We start from the raw sequence: 15403 nt of genomic DNA, 5'->3' as shown, positions 1-15403 counted from the left end.
CCGCAGGCATCTCCATCGGTGCCCGCTGAACCCAGCGCGGTGAACTGACACCTACACCTGTGAACTGACCGTGCCCCGGGAGCCTCTGGCTTCCCGGGGCCCACGCTGGTGTCGCACCCCACCGTGACCCGACACCCAAAGGCATCAACGCCAGCAAGCCGCACGCTGATGGCGACCGTTGCTGCGATTGACCCTCGTGTCCATCCACCGCGCCCAGGCAGTTTGCGGTTCCTGCCTGATGGCTGAGAGGTCCTACCCTTGCCCGCGGACCTTGATAGCAGCAGTTTCTATCCCGGCAGGCCACGCACCTATAGCGCCCTGAACACTGCAAGATCTAAAGAGCGTTTTGAAAGGTCACCAAGGTGATTTTGCACGCCCTGGTGCGGACGTAGGCTGGTGAATGACGCGCCGCGCCTATACCAGCGACCTGACCGATGAGGAATGGGCTGTCCTGGAGCCTCTTCTCCCGCGACCCGAGCATGCGGGACGACCACGCATCTGGCCCCTGCGAGATATCCTGGACGGTATTTTCTACATCCTGCGTGGTGGCAACGCCTGGCGGCTGATGCCGCATGACCTTCCACCCTGGCAGACCGTGTACGGGTACCACCGCGCCTGGCGCCTGACCGGCACCTGGGAGCGGCTGCACCCCCTCCTGCGCGAGCAGGTTCGAACTCAACGTGGTCGCGATCCAACCCCCAGTGCCGCGATCATTGACAGTCAATCGGTGCGGACCACCGAGGCCGGTGGTCCCAGAGGCTACGACGGAGGGAAGAAGATCAGTGGGCATAGGCGGCATCTGCCGGTCGACACGTTAAGCCTGGTGATGGGTGTGGTGGTGCACGAAGCGCATATTCAAGACCGCGCCGGCGCGGTCTGCCTGTTCGAAAAGGTACGCAATGTGTTTCCTCGCATGCAGCACGTGTGGGCAGATGCTGGATACTCTGGAAAGTTAATCCCAGCGGTCAAGCAGGTGACGGGCTGGACGCTGGAGGTCGTCAAACATCCCTGGGCAGGCCACGGGTGGACCTGGGCGCGGAAGGATCGACCCCCGCCGCCTAGTGAGATCCCAGAGGGCTTTGTGGTGCTGAAGCGGCGGTGGGTCGTCGAGCGGACCTTTGCCTGGCTGGGCAAGTCAAGGCGGATGAGCCGGGACTTCGAAGCCTTGCCTGAAACCTCCGAAAACCTTGTCTACGAAGTCATGATCCGCTTGATGGTCCGTCGCCTGGCTGCCACATGATGGCGCAGCGCTTCCCTTTCAAAACGCTCTTTAACTCGACCGTCGAATCACGGAGCGAATTCTCTCAGGGAAAAAGGTACAATCTGGTCCTTACCACACGACAGACAGAGTGACGATGCCCACTCACCTGCTGCCCTCGTGGTTGGCGAGCCTGGCCAGACGGCAACTCAGGTCGTTCCACTGCTCTTGAGCATCCGATATTCAGCCCGACGGCTGATACCAACTGTCGCGCACATCGGTCAAGCTGAATCCAGCCACCCTGCCACCACCTCGCCCCTCTCCCTGTAGCCAGAGGTCTGTCCCATGCCCGCACGCCACCATGTCCTGTTCAACACTGCCCTGACCCTCATCCTCGCTGCGTGTGGCCAGTCACACGTGGATTCGGCTGCCGTGGCTGACCCTTACGCGAACGGTGTCAGGTACCCGTGGACATACGCGGCCGCCGAGGGCCGACTCACGACCCTGAGCCTGACCCCGGGCGAGAACAATTTGTCCTCCGACCATATCCTTTCGGCCACCAACAGTTGGGGACCGCTGGAGATGAACCGTAGCAACGGAACGCAGGTGGCCGGCGACGGAAAAATGCTGTCCATCAATGGGAAGACGTACATGCGGGGGTACGGCACGCATGCGGGCAGCGAACTGCGTTTCAGCCTGAAAGGAACGGGAGCGGCGTGTACCCGCTTCACGGCGGACGTGGGCGTGGATGATGAGGTGGGCAAGCGCGGCAAGGTGGTGTTCCAGGTGTTTCTGGACGGCACCAAGACGTATGACAGCGGCGTGATGAAAGGCAAGGACCCGGCCAGACTGGTGGACCTGGACATCACTGGGAAACAGGAACTGCGACTGGTGGTGACGGATGGGGGCAACGGCATCCAGTTCGATCACGCCAACTGGGCCCAGCCTAAGGTCGTCTGCCACGCCACCACGCCCGCAACCACGCCCTCAATCGTGCAGATGAGCCTGGACCCGCAGGAACTGACCATGTTCCACAAACACAGCGCGCAGGTGCGGGCCACCTTCTCGTCCACCGTGAACCTGGGCAGCCCGCTGGATCTGCGGTTGGAACCGGCTGAACCGGGGCGCGGTCTCACGCTGCAGCTGATCACCACGCGGGTGGACTTCAGTAGTCCCGGAACAGAGACCCGCGATATCACCATCGCGGCGCCTAACGCGCTGTCAAACAACCCAGCAGACAGTCTGGCCCCGTACCGCCTGATCGCCAGTCGCAACGGTCAGGATGTGGCGAGCGCGCTGGTCACCATAGATGTACGAGCCCTGAACGTAAAGACGTACATCGAGCCGACTTCGATAAGCGGCCGGGCCGGTGAGACCAGGCGAGTGACGGTGGTCGTGACGGTTGACCCACCCATAGACGGCCCCGTGCCCCTCCAACTTGTCTTCGCGCCGCAAGGTGAAACGTCGATCCACTTTGCTGAGATCATCAACGTCAGTCCCAGCAGGGGTGACGGTGGGAAGATGATGGCTGACATGGACATTCGGTTTTTCGATAATCCCGCGGTGCCTGATTTCGCCCTTTCCGGAACCTTCAACGTGCAGGTGAGTGTGGGCGACATCGTGTCGTACCGCACGCCCGGCTACGGAACACGGGCCGCGCCAATTGAACTGAAACTCATTCGCTGATTTCTTCGGCGCTACACAGTCCATGAAATTGCCTGCATCTCCCTTAAAGATGGCATGAGGTCGCGGCTTGTGATCCGGCCGCGAAGGGTTCAGATGCTGACTGAGGATGCTCCGGTTTGGAGTACGTCCTGCCCGTCACCCGCAGCAAGTGACGGTCCTGGTTGGCCACTGTGCTGGCCAGCAGGCCCAATGGTCAGGATCGGAGGTGGGCTCTGCTGAGCCTCTGGCGACAGAGGCGCACAGGAAAATGGCAGATGAGTTCTGCTGCTACAGGTGGCGGAATGCTCCCAGGAGACCCTTGAAGTGACGTTCGTCGAGGCTTCCCCATACAACCGGGCGGGAAGGCTCTGGCGCTCCGGAGTCGCTCAAGGGAGGGGCTTTCCCGCTATGGTCACTGCTGCAGACCGGACCGGTACTTCCTGGCAAAGGCAGGTGCCCCTCTTTAACTGTGCTGCTGCAGAAGAGCACACCGACTCACGTCAAAGGGGTCACAGCCGGCGCCATGACGTCAGGGCTTGCTCGGGTCGTCGTGACTATGTTGAAGGCGGTCTATGACCTTGTCCTTGAGGGGATCAGAGGGATCTGTCGCGTGGTCAAGCGGGAGTTCGCTGTCCTGCTTCCAGTCCTTTCCGGTGCCTGGGTAGGCTTGCCGGGCTCTGGAATTCAGCTTCTGGACGACACCCTTCGCCGCGTCCGCGGCTCGGGTCAGGTTGTCCCGGGCGCCCGGGGGGAGCCGGTGTGCGAGGTCGCCGACCTGCTGCCGTACGGAAGGATTGTAGCGGTACAGGACGTACGCGGCACCCGTCAGGAGGAGAAGGCTCCAGGACATACTGCCGGAAGACTGGCTGGACTTCAGATGGTCAGTCTCTTTGTGCAGAGCCGTAAGCTGGAGTCCCTGTTCCTTCGCGAAAGCAAGAATTTGAGCCTGCTGTTCCTGAAGGGTGACGGCCTGGGTTGGCGATTGCTCTACATTCATTGGTCCCCTCATTCAAATGTCATTCATGGTCCGCATGGTGGAGTGATCCCGACTGGTCTCATTGATTGTGAAGTACCCAGCGATGAAACGAGTTTTTCGTGAATGAATCGGCAATATCTATGTGTGAGGAATGCAGCCCCGGCTCCCTGGAGGCGAAGAAGTTACGAGACGGCTCGCGAATCTTAGGGTGCTTGAACAGCCAGCATGAGGGCAGGAAAAAGTATGGCCGCGATTGTCAGTCGTAAGTTGGGTGCTGCCGCCCCGTGGCTGCCTCGTACCAGGGCTTCCTCATGGGCACGTCTGGGCCGGACCAGATCCGGGTAGCGGAAGTGGGGGGTTGGTGACGCCGCAGCATGGTCTGGCGTACTGAATAGCTGTCCCGTTGTCTGACCAACGGACTGCTCAGGCAACGGTAATCGAGACCCAATTCCATCGGCACCATGATTACTGCGCAACGGGTCTTCATAACCTTCAGGCTGGCTTTATCTACCCTGATCGCTTACAACAAAGACACATTCTGCTGACCTGTCGATGTCCTGCCTGATCTGAGAGGGACTGCTGACCATTCGCGTTCTCAGGAGACCCTGGGCCGACTTCCTGAGCGACCAGACGCACTGGTCAGGGGTTGCTTACGGCCAGCCGCATCCTGCGTGGCGCCGGATCCTTGTGCTTAAGGGAGGAGCCATGCGCACCCCATTTAAGAATCTGGCTGTCGCTGCGTTCCTGGGCCTGCTGCCGGCTTCCTGCTCGAGTACCCCGGACCCCACCACTTCTACAGTCCTGGCCCCTAACCTCAATGCAGCCGCAAAGCCCCTTAGCCGCACGGTTTCAGGAAGCTGGCGCGACGACTTTACTACCCTGAACACCACTCGCTGGTGGGTCTCGAACGGCGGATGGACCCCGTTCTGGGCCAAAGATGGTCTGAGTGGCAGTTGGAACCCGGGCAACGTCACCGTGGTGGGTGGCTATCTGATCATGAAATTGAAGGTTGACGCTGGCCGCCGGGCCAGTGCTGCAGAACTCGGTACTGTTGCCAGATACGGCTACGGCATCTATGAAGCGCGACTGCGTGCTGCCAGCAGCAGCGCCCGCCCTACCGTCCGCGGGACCGGAGCCAGCGGCAACATCACCGGATTTTTCAGCTTTGTCAACGATTCGCAAACGGAAATCGACCATGAAATCGAGGGGCACAACCGCACGACCGACTGGATGGGCACCTGGCAAACGACTGGGCGTCATGACTACGGCGCGGGTGGTACGGGGACGGATCTGTCGCAGGATTTCCATATCTACCGCTGGAATTGGACACCGACGAAGGTGGACTTCTATATCGACGGCGTGCTGAAGCGCAGGATCACGAGTGTCGTACCGACCAGAGAAGCTCACCTGATGTTCAACCTGTGGCCGACGAACACAACCCTCTGGGGTGGGAAGAGCACGCCCGGTACGCAGTACATGCTGGTGGATTACGTCAGCTTCACGCCGGGCCACTGATTTCAGGTGCCAGTGTCAGGAACATCACTTCACTCTGACCGGGCCGATCGAGTCGGTTTTACCGAGCAGGTGGCAGAACGGAGGCGCCGAGAGCCTGTTTTCTTGGTGGCGTCATCTGGAGAACGGCCCTGAGCACTTGGGGGACGTTTCAGTTGGAAGGCCTCTGGGCAAGCGGGCGGCCGTTTATGTGTCTGCATCGGCCACTTTCCAGGACTCTGGCGCGCGGCCTCGTAAATTCGGGCGTGGCCTGCCGAGCGGCTCGGACAGCGTATGGACCCATAGCAGAGTTCGTACACGTCACCCGGTCTGGGGGAGGCCCAGGCAGCAGACGGCGCGCTTTATGCCTGCCCGACGTCCACGTCCACCCACGTTCCCAGAGTCGACGAACGCTCCCAAGCATCCAGAACGGCCTGGATGCGGACGCCCATGGTAAAGTCAACCAGGTCGCCAGGTGTGCCGCGCACATGACCCACGAGCTCCCGCACTAGCCGTGCCCCCGCGGGCATCTGCGGCCTCTCGAACGGCACGGGTTCAAGAGGCGCCTGCCCCAGCGCCATCAATGGCACGGCCCAGTTCACCAGGCCGGCCGTGCCCTCCGAGCCGTACACGGTGAGGCTGACCTGTTCGGGGCGCGGCACGTTGGTTAGACATGACACGGTGACCAGCGGCCCACCCGCGAGCTCCAGCGTGCCGAGCGCAGCGGTTTCACAGGCGACGGGGTCGCCCGCAGGGTACTCGGTATGGGCCCATACCCGCGTGACCGGTCCAAGCGTGGTCAGGATGACGTGCAGCAGATGCGGGCCGACCTCACGGATCGGTCCGCCCTGTTCGCGTCCGCCGATCCAGGGATTGTGCTGCCACCCACGCGGCCACTGTGGAAACACCAGTGTCAACTCTGCGCGGCGGAGGGCCCCCAGACCCCCCTCCTGGACGAGGCGGCGAAACGTCTCGATCCCAGGGTCACCGTGCAGCGGCAGGTTCAGCGCGTGAACGACGCCTGCTGCCTGCGCCGCACGCTGCAGGTCCTGCGCCTCGCTCAGCGTGAGTGCAAGCGGTTTTTCACACAGAATATGCCGGCGGGCGGCGATGACATCCAGGCCGATGGCGTGATGGTGCCGCGGCGGCACGGCCACATACACCAGATCCAGGTCGGCCGCGTCCAGCATAGATCGGTGTTCGGTCCAGGCGGAGGCCGCAAGCGGGCGGGCTATCGTTTCCGCGAGGGAGGCGTCTACATCGCATACGGCCGTCACCTGCACATCGGGATCGGCCGAATAGGCCTTCAGCAGGCTCTGACCGATGGCGCCAAGGCCGATCACGCCAACTCGTACTGGACTGGTCATCCTGGCATCCTTGCATGTTGGGAGCGCACCTTGACACTATGCCGTATTGATCGAGGATCCAGCCTCCAGAAGGCGGGCACGCAGGGCCTCAAAGCCACCACACGCACCATCAACTTCGGCACCCGGGTGAAACTGCCGGTGATTCCTGCCCCAATGGGCTGCCGAAAAGCAACCACAACGCGAACAGCGTTGGGTGCTGCTCACGTACGGAAAATCTAAGCTCTTCCTAAAGCGGGTGTATTATGTCATTTACCCCTGTTGCGGTCTGTTTTAAAGGACTTTGACTGAGTTGGTAGCACTTTCTAGGGTGAAGTCGGGTGACTTGAACTCAGGCGGGCGCGCCCATCCCCCGGAGACCTAGGTGCACATCGCGCACCCGGCGCGATACGCAGCGAGGCGACCACGTGGACAGGAACGCCCGAGCGTCCCTCCCCAGACCGCGCAGCGATGCGGAGTCGCGCCGTCTCGCTGGAGGGAGACGCGACATACTCCGGGGCCAGGCCCTCGCTTTCCTCCCTCTAAAGCTGCCGTGTCGAGGCCGTCCAGTTCTGGGCGTGCACCTCATGGCGATCGGCCGGTTCCGTGAGGTCATTAACGGCTTCATCCGGTGAAACCCGCTCGTCCAGCGTGAGCACCCGAAAAAGCCATGCATGCTGCCATATTTCCCTGGAACGGTACAAAGGTGTCCCTAGGGAGATCGGCCACTCCTTTGTGCCCGCCTCCCCTATAGAACTCCTGGAGTTGGAGACTGTCCTTGACCTGCATCCATCCGACCCAATCCGTGCCTTGTACAGCGCTGATAACGGACAGGGGAGTAGATCTCAGGAACAAAAGAGAGGAGGGCGACAGCCCTCCTCTCCCTTCTAGGTTTGAAGACGCCGTGGCTAATCGTCGTCCCCTTCTTCGTTTTCGCTCTGCTCCTGAGCACCGCCCGGTGAAGCGCAAGACGTCACGGCTACCGGCAACAGCAATGCACCCAGGGTCAACAGCACAGATCTCAAAATTTTCATGCGGGCCTCCTAGCTTCGTTGTACGGACCGCACGTTAGCGCCAGTCCCCAGCGAGGTGAGCAGCGCTTCACTCTGGGATGGGCTGTCCCTTCAGGCTTCCCGACTTTGTCACCGCCGATGATGGTCCTGGATATTCTTCTGGAGTGCGATGAAATGCAAGGGTAGAAGATCTCTGGCGTCTGCGCCAACCTGGTCGCGTATTCGGTCGGTGGCGTCTAGCATCCCGATAAGGAGTGGGGATAATGCCACACGAGACGGATTCTTCTGACCTGAACGCCCTGCTTGACGAATACGCCAAGCTGGCGGCCTGAATACAGCTCAGCTGTCTGCGCTGGTGGTCACCTGCGAGCGCACGCCGGCACTCACCCTCTTTCCCGTGACCTGAGTGCATCCGTCACTTCAGTCCCGGTTGAATATGCAACCGGTATGACGACGGAAGCATGCACCATTCCCGATACTTTTGGGCTGCTTCCTGACCCAGTGGACCCTTTCGGGTTCCGTCACCGGGAGGCCAGTAGCGGAAGTCAGGCCTGAGCCAGTTGCTCCAGGCGTTGGATCAGGGCGAGTGCTCCCTGGTCCTGGGTGTGGTTGTTCAGCATCCGCCCAGTTTCCGCGCGAAGGGCCCAACCATCCAGCGGCTCAAGCTCCAACGCTTCGGCTCAAGCTCCGAATGACCACCAAGTTGACTTGGTCGTGTGATGGCGTTTCACCCCCAGGCGTGACGCGACAGGAGCTGGGTCTTAGGAGAGGAGGAACGTAATGGATGAAGGGTAGATCCCGGGGGCGGTGGTGTGGGTGCACCGCAACTTGAACCGCGCGTACTGGACGGTGCGAGATGACCCTTTTGTCATCTCGCATGTGGAGTCACTGAATCTGGAAGCCTGCGAGATTATCGTGCAACCCGGTGCTCAAGCCCGTGCGAGACCCAACGGACAGCGAAACGTGCGCGCATACGTCAAAGGACGGATCATGCCGCCTCCAGTGTCGCACCCCCTGTTCGGGTCCAGTACAACGTTTTTCGCGTTTCGCGACGACGCATTCATGAGCGATTGTGGGGAGGTCATAACGGCAGCCTCCGCGCACTTTGACACCTCTGGGCACCTGTGGGTCACGCTTCACGGCACGTTGCCAGCACCGGCCCCGTGGGAGTAAGGAAGGCCATTACAGCCAAGGCGAGCCGATCGTTGCTCACCTACAGTATCGACGTGAACGACGCGAACCCGAATTCGAGACGCAGGGTCCGCACGCTCTAGCGGGCAATTGCAATCTCAGGCCGCCAGGATGATTTGGCACGTGGGTGACAGGGGAGACCCCGCGCTCGACCCTGAACAGGTTTGGGCAACGAGTGGTTCACGGGGCCAGTTCTGGCATCCTGGCCGCCTGAACTCCACATCCCGGACGGGCGAACCCACCTCCTTGAACCACCAAATCCTCCCAGTATGTCGTACGCTGCCCAACTGACCACTGGCTTGCCCACCCAGTGCCCCCGCAGCATCGGATCATGCTCCCTCCCTCTCTGCCCCATTGCCTGGACGACCGCTGTGGCGCCCCGTCTGCGTGCCTGGACTGCTACAGCTGCGACGTGCCACAGTCAGAACTTCATCACTGGGGAAGGCCCTCGCCTGTGGGCCCTCAAGTACACCGACACTCGTGAACGTACCTTCCTGACTGGCAGCATGGCGCACACGTACCGCCGCGCCCTAACCCCGCGCGGGTTCCTTATCACCGTGCTCATGCATGGTGGGGACCACGCCATCTACGGACCGGAGCACGCGCTGGATGAATTGATGCCGCACAGTCACCCGGTCCTGACTATCCGGGAAGCGCTGCATCTCCTGCACGAGCACAAGCGTCTTCTGGCCATGAGGCCCGCACTTCAGGCAATTTCGAAAGCCTGCACCTGCTCCGCCTCTTCAGAGGACTCCACCTCCTCGAACGCCTGGTGCGGGGTCAGCCCATTCACCTCGCCCGCACCATGACCGGGCATGACGTCCGCACGGACGCCCCGTCCACGGAGGATGGATGAACCCTTGTGCGCGCGTGAGCGGGTACAAGGGATAACCGTCCACTGGATGACGCACCAGGGCCAGGCTCTCGTTCCCGTTCACCAAGGGTCCGTGACCTTGAGTGCCTCGTACCTGGATTCGACCCGGCGATCATGGTTGAGTGATGTGCACGCCACCGTCTGGCAGCCACTGCCATGAGAGTAGGGACCTGATTTCCTCCTGGAGTGTCACAGGTGAACGCCTCAGGCGGCTGAGCACACTCAAAGGCTGTGTGACGGCCAGGGCCATGAAACTCCCCCTGACCGCCAGGCATGCTGGGCTGCGGCGGTCAGGGGGACATGGTCGCTCACCCAGGGATGGTTGCCGCGTTCACTGCAGCCGCGCTCCCGGGGGCTGTCCCGGTGTGCATGGCGACCTCCAGTGGCGTGGTGTGTAGGTCGAACCGGTACGTGCCGTACTGGCGGCCGGTCCACAGGCCCGCGAAGCTCAGCAATGCCAGGAAGATCGCGGCGCCCACGCCCAGGGGGCCGGCGAGGTGCAGCGCGAGGATCACAAGCAGGGCCATAGCAACGGCGATCAGGCGGGCGGGGGTGAGCGACAGTTTCAAGACGTTCTTCTCCTTGGAGGCAGGCGCAACAGAGGACGCGCAACGTGGTGCCTCTCACAAACAGGTACGTCGCGGGCCTTGGGAAGGTTCCCGCCCCAGGAGGGGCAACGCACTTGGTTTCCTTTATTGGTCGTTCCTGTCAGGCCCGTGTGCTCGCCCACCCCGTACGGTGGACGAATCATGCTGCCTCCCTGCCCACCCCTTGTGCGCCCACCCAGCGCCCCCGCACGGTAAAGACATGTCTTCCCTGCCGCACCACAATGGCGCCCAGTTGGTCCTCACCGACCACGGTTTCGTGATCCTCGTCGAACACCACGACGCCAGCCACGCCCTGCACGTCACCTTGCATCAGGTGGAACCGGAGCGCAGTGTGACGGGCGCCTGCCCCGCGCACCTCGCCCACCACCTCGCCCGGCTGATCGAGGCGGGGGAGACCGGCACCCTTCAGGACCTGCTGGGCAACCTGAAGGACGTGGCGTTCATTCAGAGCGCGGACCGTCACCTCACGCTGGGCACGGTCGTGCCGGTCGGGCAGGCGAGTGTGCAGGCGCAATTTCTGCTCACGGCCGATGATCGTGCTCGCCTGGGGATGGCCATCCGGGACGCCATGTTACCCTGCACCCACCCCGCCAGCTGAGCGGTAGGCCCTGGGGAGATAGCGCGGCGCTGGGAAGTAGCTGGTGTGCCAGCTCGGTCGACGTTCCGTCCGGCAGTGAGAGGAGAAGGTGTACGGGAAGCGTGTCCACGACGCTGGTCATGCCAAGCACCCTACCGCTATCCAGGAACCTGGAAGTCATCGGCTGGCGGCGCCTCATGACCGCAACAGTCTGCACGTCCCGCACAACACCTCACGCTGGCCATACGGGCCCTGACTGCACCCCTGACTGACTGAGGATGTCATCATGCCCTATGCAGCCCATGAGCGTAAGCCTGGCCAAGCTCCATGTAGATGAAGCTCTCGCCCATATTGATCTGCCCGAACAAGCTGAACTTCACGTGCAGGAGAGTCAGAACCCCGGCCGCTTGCTGCTGACAATGATTGTCAGGAACCCGGGGGTCACGACGGGAGGGAACTACATCGTTTTGGAAGAGGCCATCATGGATTACGGAGCGCAAGCAGTAGATGATGCATTGCAGCGTGTGCTGACTGCCATCACCAATGGGAATCTCCTGGTACTGGTCGGAGACCCTGCCGACCTGGCCGTCCTGACCTCGCAGGGATGGAGTGACGGGTACCCCGCACCCTACGCTTCACACTGAAACAGAAGCAGCAACAGTTCTGGCTGTGCCGGCCTACCGGGGCAGGTCGTTGTCCTTCGTGTTCCTGTCTTGCTCATCAGCGGACTGCAATCCCCAGAGAAAGCGGTCCAACCCGCTGCGTCCTGGAATTGACCTTTCGGACAAAAGCGCGGTCAGTTGTCCCATAGTTGTTCGCCGCGATCTCCGTCAAGGCTGCATCCGCCATCCGGCTGAGGTGGTGATGGCCGTGAGCCTCCTCCTGACCGGGGTAGTGTGGCTGGTTGTCGCTGTCCTGATCAACGGTGGGGGAGGCGACGCGACAGGAGCAGGGGGCATGGATATCTTTGAAAAGTTGGGCCGTATGGCTGACAGCATGTCCAGAGCGACTCCAGCCCGTTCCCTGGACCTGACCCGGATGATGCAGTTTCAGCTCTGGCTGGCCCTGGCCCTGAGCGTTGTCCTGCTGGCGGCTATCTTCAATCGACTGCGCCGTGGTTTTTCTCTGGCTGGTCAGGGCCGTACGGCTGACCTGGCGCCGAACGCCGGAACAGCTGTACCCGCACCGCAGCAGGAAGCCCTTCACCGTGTTCGAATTGCCTACCGCCAAGCGGAAGAAGCCCTGAGCTTCTCAGGTCGGGGCCGAGGACCTGCCGAGACCCCGGCAGGCTATGCAGCCCGGTTGGGAGCCCGCGACCCTGTCATGGCCGGCGCCCTGACGACGCTGGCCAGCGCGTATGAACCGGTGCGCTACGGCGGACGCGTGACTGAAGAGGACGCGGATCAGGCTGAGGCGGCCGTGGCAGAACTGACCCGCGCCCTGAGTACCCTTCCCCAGCTTGGCCCGGATGACCTCACTGACCTGCCCCCTGAACTACCTACCAACTCCAAGGAGTCCCTATGACCATCCAGACATCTACCTTCGCTTCCCGTGTGCTTGACAATGTTGCCCGTGTGCTGGTCGGCAAGGACGAGGTCACCCGCCAGGGTGGTGCACGTCGAGGGACCTGTCAGGGCGGGGGAGCGTTCAGGAACTGTTGAAATTCGGTGTGGTCGATTAGGCGGTTCGGAACGCCTGGTCTCAAACCGGCCTTACGGTAGAGTTTCCCCGTGTCATTTCTCAGTCTGTTCGCAGAAGCCATTAATGACGGCTTTGTCGCTGTGGATTCCAACTGGCAGGTGACCTTCCTCAACCGCCAGGCGCGGCTGATGCTGCGTCACCCCAACACTGACTCGCAGATCAATCTGCAGGACCTGATCCCGGACGACCCCACTACCAGCACCTGGCGTGAACTGCGCCGGGCCCTCGACCAGCAGGTCACCGTCGAGATCGACGTGTTCTACCCGGCGTTCTTCAGCTGGCACGAGGTCCGCGCCTTCCCCCTGGACGGCGGCCTGGGCCTGGTTCTGCGTGACATCACCGACCGTCAGTGGCTGCTGCGCAAGGAAGCCGAACGCGGCTACCTGCGCAACCTCTTCAACGACGCCCCGATCGCGCTGTCTATTCTGCGCGGGCCGCAACACCAATTTGAATTCATCAACAACTTCTCGCGGCAACTGATCGGCAACCGCAACGTGGACGGACTGACCGTGCGCGAGGCCTTCCCGGAACTCCAGCAGCAGGGATTCTTCGAACTGCTTGACCAGGTGTACCGCACGGGCGAGGCCGTGCAGGGCGCCGAGCGCCGTGCACAGTTGACCGACCCGCACACCGGTGAAGTGCACGACTTGTACATCAATTACGCGTATGTGCCCCTCCGGGGCTTCGATGCTGAGGTGTCCGGCATCCTGAGCCTCTCCGTGGACGTGACGGCGTATGTGGAAGCCCGCCTGGCCCGTGAACGGGAAGCGGAAGCACGCACGGCTATTCTCAGTCATCTGCACCAGGGGGTAATAGTCACCGATCCTCAGGGCCGGATCATCTTCGTGAATGAGGAGGCTGCCCGGCTGCACGGGGTGCAGCAGCTTGAAGTGACGCCTGAAAACTACACCCGCACCTATCACCTGCTAACAGTGGACGGTGAGCCCCACCCGGTGGAGGACCTGCCGCTGACCCGTGCGGTGCACGGGGAGGTCATTCAGAACGCCCGCTGGCGGATTGCGAGGCCGGACGGTACTAGTCTGCTGGTGCAGGGGAGTGCAAACCCTGTCTTTGCCGCTGATGGCGGCAGGATCGGCGCAGTGCTCACCGTGCGCTCCGTCGACGATTCCAACGCGTGATGACCGGGGGCACCATGTGACGGCCGCCCGCGAAGGGTCCTTGTCCTGTGCTTCCTTGCTGAGAGTGCTACATCTGCCTCATGCGCAGCCCCGACCCTTCGGATGATCGGAGCCAGTCGTCAGTCGTCCGCTGCGGCTTGGATGGCGCGCTCAGCGAGCAAGGTGGTGGCGGCTTCTGCCGCAAGAGGCCGGCTTAGCAGGAAGCCCTGCGCGCTCACCACGCCCGTGTCACGCAGAGCTTCCAGTTGCGCGGGCGTTTCGATACCCTCGGCCACGACATGCAGGTCCAGCGCCTCAGCAAGCATCATGATGATCTTGATAATGCGCAGACTGCCAGGCCCAGCGCTCCGTCCGGTCAGTTCCCCGACGAACTTCTGATCAATCTTGAAGCCATGAATCGGCAGGCGCTGCAATTGCGCCAGCGATGAATACCCGGTACCAAAGTCGTCCAGGAATACACGCACGCCCAAGGCACGCAATTCCTCCAGGCGTCCCATGGCGCTCTCGTGAACGACCATGCTCTCCGTAAGCTCCAACTCCAGCAGGCTGGCGGCAAGATCCGCACTGTCCAGCGCCGAACGGACACGCTCAATGAAATCCGGCTGACCGAACTGCACTGCTGAGACATTCACCGCCACCACAACGGGCGGAAAACCTGCATCCTGCCAGGCGCGGTTCTGACGGCATGCTTCGCGCAGCACCCAATCACCGAGATAAACAATAAGGTTCGTTTCCTCCGCGATAGGAATAAACACGCGAGGGCTGACCTGGCCATACTCCGAGTGCGTCCAGCGGGCGAGGGCCTCCATACTCATCAGTTGTCCCGTGGTGAGGTCGTAGATCGGCTGGTACTCGAGTGTGAGCTGGTTGTTCGTGATGGCGTATTCCAGGGCGGCCTGCAGCAGGTGCCGGTCCGGCAGGTCGCTGCGGAGTGTTTCGTTGAACACGCGGTACCCGTTCCGCCCTTCCGCTTTCGCGTGGTACATGGCCTGGTCGGCGCTGGACAGGACCTCCTCAGCAGACGTGCCATGCGCAGGATGCAAGCTCACGCCGACACTCGCGGTGGCGAACAGCGGCTGACCAGCGACCTGAAATGGCGCGCGGAACATGCCGGTGATGTTCTGCGCGACGCGTTCAGCCTCATTTGCAGTGCTGACGCCCCTGGCGATCACGGCGAATTCGTCACCGCTGATGCGCGCGACCGTGTCAGTTTTGCGCATGACTGCCTGCGCCCGTCGCGCGACCTGCTGCAGGTACTCGTCACCGCCCGGGTGGCCGTAGGTGTCATTCACGCGTTTGAAGTGGTCAAGGTCGATGAACACCAGAGCGAAGGGCTCACCTCTGGCGATTGCGTCGTTCAGGCGCTTGTGGAACAGGAGGCGGTTGGGGTTGCACCAGTTGTGCGTAGACGGAGTTAAGAACTCCGAGAATAACGACAACGAGGTGCGACATGGGACAACGAAAGACGTATTCAGCCGAGTTCAAACAGCAAGCCGTGCAGCTCGCCCGGCAGGAAGGCAACAGAAGGCATCGCCAAGGACCTCGGAATCTGTCGATCGACCCTGCAGAAGTGGCTGAGTGCCGCTGATCAGCACGGATCACTGGCGTTTCCAGGACACGGGAAAGC

The 15403-nt window shown here is 61.9% G+C and carries 14 protein-coding genes; 9 read left to right on the top strand and 5 right to left on the bottom strand.

Going from position 1 to position 15403, the window contains the following annotated elements; genetic code table 11:
- Positions 1–400: 400 nt before the first annotated feature.
- Positions 401–1240, top strand: coding sequence for an IS5 family transposase (locus tag IEY49_RS20485; RefSeq protein ID WP_189012165.1), 840 nt, complete (start codon positions 401–403; stop codon positions 1238–1240).
- A 303-nt stretch (positions 1241–1543) separates the two neighbouring features.
- A complete protein-coding gene (locus tag IEY49_RS20480; RefSeq protein ID WP_189012163.1) occupies positions 1544–2884 on the top strand; it encodes an NPCBM/NEW2 domain-containing protein in 1341 nt (446 codons plus the stop codon).
- Between the two features lie 508 nt (positions 2885–3392).
- Here the strand turns inward: IEY49_RS20480 and IEY49_RS21610 are convergent.
- Positions 3393–3713 (bottom strand): hypothetical protein, encoded by a 321-nt coding sequence (locus IEY49_RS21610; protein WP_229780952.1) that lies wholly within the window; start codon positions 3711–3713, stop codon positions 3393–3395.
- A gap of 831 nt (positions 3714–4544) precedes the next feature.
- Here IEY49_RS21610 and IEY49_RS20470 point away from each other — a divergent pair.
- On the top strand, positions 4545–5354 hold the full coding sequence (locus IEY49_RS20470; RefSeq protein ID WP_189012159.1) for a glycoside hydrolase family 16 protein: 810 nt from the start codon (positions 4545–4547) through the stop codon (positions 5352–5354).
- Between the two features lie 338 nt (positions 5355–5692).
- Here the strand turns inward: IEY49_RS20470 and IEY49_RS20465 are convergent, their stop codons facing one another.
- Positions 5693–6697 carry a Gfo/Idh/MocA family protein gene (locus IEY49_RS20465; protein ID WP_189012157.1) on the bottom strand — a complete coding sequence of 335 codons (1005 nt, stop codon included), beginning with the start codon at positions 6695–6697 and terminating at the stop codon, positions 5693–5695.
- Positions 6698–7581: 884 nt separating this feature from the next.
- Complete coding sequence (locus tag IEY49_RS21785; RefSeq protein ID WP_268239116.1) at positions 7582–7707, bottom strand: hypothetical protein; 126 nt, start codon at positions 7705–7707, stop codon at positions 7582–7584.
- A gap of 786 nt (positions 7708–8493) precedes the next feature.
- On the opposite strand from IEY49_RS21785, the gene IEY49_RS22110 reads away from it, so the two are divergent.
- Complete coding sequence (locus IEY49_RS22110; RefSeq protein WP_444542420.1) at positions 8494–8859, top strand: L5-gp82 domain-containing phage-derived protein; 366 nt, start codon at positions 8494–8496, stop codon at positions 8857–8859.
- A gap of 1200 nt (positions 8860–10059) precedes the next feature.
- Here the strand turns inward: IEY49_RS22110 and IEY49_RS20460 are convergent.
- Positions 10060–10320, bottom strand: a complete 261-nt coding sequence (locus IEY49_RS20460; protein ID WP_189012155.1) for a hypothetical protein — start codon at positions 10318–10320, stop codon at positions 10060–10062.
- A gap of 238 nt (positions 10321–10558) precedes the next feature.
- Here IEY49_RS20460 and IEY49_RS20455 point away from each other — a divergent pair, with 238 nt between their 5' ends.
- The 5 genes from IEY49_RS20455 to IEY49_RS20435 all read left to right on the top strand — a co-directional run bounded on the left by IEY49_RS20455 (position 10559) and on the right by IEY49_RS20435 (position 13776).
- Positions 10559–10957 (top strand): hypothetical protein, encoded by a 399-nt coding sequence (locus tag IEY49_RS20455; RefSeq protein ID WP_189012153.1) that lies wholly within the window; start codon positions 10559–10561, stop codon positions 10955–10957.
- 281 nt (positions 10958–11238) lie between these two features.
- The gene (locus tag IEY49_RS20450; RefSeq protein WP_229780951.1) at positions 11239–11580 is read left to right on the top strand and encodes a hypothetical protein; all 342 of its coding nucleotides are present in this window, start codon (positions 11239–11241) and stop codon (positions 11578–11580) included.
- Positions 11581–11806: 226 nt separating this feature from the next.
- The gene (locus IEY49_RS20445) at positions 11807–12460 is read left to right on the top strand and encodes a DUF4129 domain-containing protein (protein WP_189012149.1); all 654 of its coding nucleotides are present in this window, start codon (positions 11807–11809) and stop codon (positions 12458–12460) included.
- On the top strand, positions 12457–12597 hold the full coding sequence (locus IEY49_RS20440; RefSeq protein ID WP_189012148.1) for a hypothetical protein: 141 nt from the start codon (positions 12457–12459) through the stop codon (positions 12595–12597). The genes IEY49_RS20445 and IEY49_RS20440 overlap by 4 nt, the downstream gene beginning before the upstream one ends.
- 69 nt (positions 12598–12666) lie before the next feature.
- Positions 12667–13776: a PAS domain-containing protein gene (locus tag IEY49_RS20435; protein ID WP_189012145.1), complete on the top strand. Its 1110-nt coding sequence runs from the start codon at positions 12667–12669 to the stop codon at positions 13774–13776.
- A 119-nt stretch (positions 13777–13895) separates the two neighbouring features.
- Here the strand turns inward: IEY49_RS20435 and IEY49_RS20430 are convergent, their stop codons facing one another.
- Positions 13896–15215, bottom strand: coding sequence for a putative bifunctional diguanylate cyclase/phosphodiesterase (locus IEY49_RS20430; RefSeq protein ID WP_189012138.1), 1320 nt, complete (start codon positions 15213–15215; stop codon positions 13896–13898).
- Positions 15216–15403 lie beyond the last annotated feature (188 nt).

Origin of the sequence: Deinococcus malanensis (genome assembly GCF_014647655.1) — a bacterium.
GTDB classification, from domain to species: Bacteria; Deinococcota; Deinococci; order Deinococcales; family Deinococcaceae; genus Deinococcus; species Deinococcus malanensis.
Note: the sequence above shows the minus strand (reverse complement) of the source record. Positions and strands in the feature narration are given on the sequence as shown.